This window comes from Colwellia sp. BRX10-4, from assembly GCF_014077465.1.
Classification (GTDB): Bacteria; Pseudomonadota; Gammaproteobacteria; order Enterobacterales; family Alteromonadaceae; genus Colwellia_A.
Genome location: NZ_JACGVZ010000085.1, coordinates 1 through 996 on the forward strand (window position 1 = coordinate 1; position 996 = coordinate 996).

At 43.3% G+C, this 996-nt stretch carries 1 protein-coding gene; it reads right to left on the reverse strand.

The window, feature by feature from the left end; genetic code table 11:
- Positions 1–974 (reverse strand): transposase (locus H4J67_RS19910; RefSeq protein WP_182204887.1); only part of this gene is annotated, 974 nt, incomplete at its 3' end.
- Between the last annotated feature and the right edge of the window lie 22 nt (positions 975–996).

The window sequence follows — 996 nt, forward strand, 5'->3', positions numbered from 1 at the left end:
CTATTCAAACAAGCTTGGGCATTTGCTTTCCCGTGTGCGCGCTTTAACCCTACGTGCTCAGTAAATTCACACAAATGCTCTGCGGTGCCAACCGCGCCAGTGAATATACCTTCAAAGTTTGTGGTCAGTTTGAGCCAACTTTCATCACTGATGTGAAGTCTTGACAGTATATTTGCGGTTTTGTTATCGATAGCGCCTCGTTTGTCTGCTCTTATTATGCGACCTGTTTCATCTACAAGGGTTAAATAGTCCTTTAAACTAAAGCGGATACTGGCGGTTTTAGCTTGCTGTTCATTGCCCGTAAAAGGTAATAACCTTGTGGGTTGCTCTCCCATGATGGCGGCTTTGATACGCCGTTGAATACTGGTAAAACTCGATTGCTCAGGTGTTGGGGCAATGCCCGCCCGCACTGGATTTAAATCAACATAAGCCATACAAGCAAGTAATGCCCCTTCATCGAGCAGGGCTTGTGATTTAAAGCGTCCTTCCCAAAAGTGCCCCGTGCATTTGTCTTCTTTATTGGCTTGTCGAGCAATAGGCTCGTTTAATGCCCGCATAAACCAACTGATATCGATTAAACGCTGTTTATAGACCTGTGCTGTTTCTTCAACCATTTCCATTTCGAATGTCGTTAATGATTGCTGTCGCTGATATTGACGGGTTAACAGGGTGCCTTTAAACAAGGTATGCCAACGGGACAGTATCTCTAGCGTCGTCCAGCTGTTAGCTTTTTCACTATCAACATGAAGGACTAAATGTAAGTGATTATTCATGACAGCGTGAGCACAAATACCAATAGCAAAGACCTGAGATAATATAAAAATACGCTGTTCAATCCAATGACGCCTGTGCGCATAGCTGACACCGGTTTCTTTATCAATACCACATAAAAAGGCTTTTCGAACGGTTTGACTGCAAACATGATAATAGGGTGTATCAGATAAACTGATTTGTTGTGAACGAGGCTTGGGCATAACAATCACCACACTTATAAGA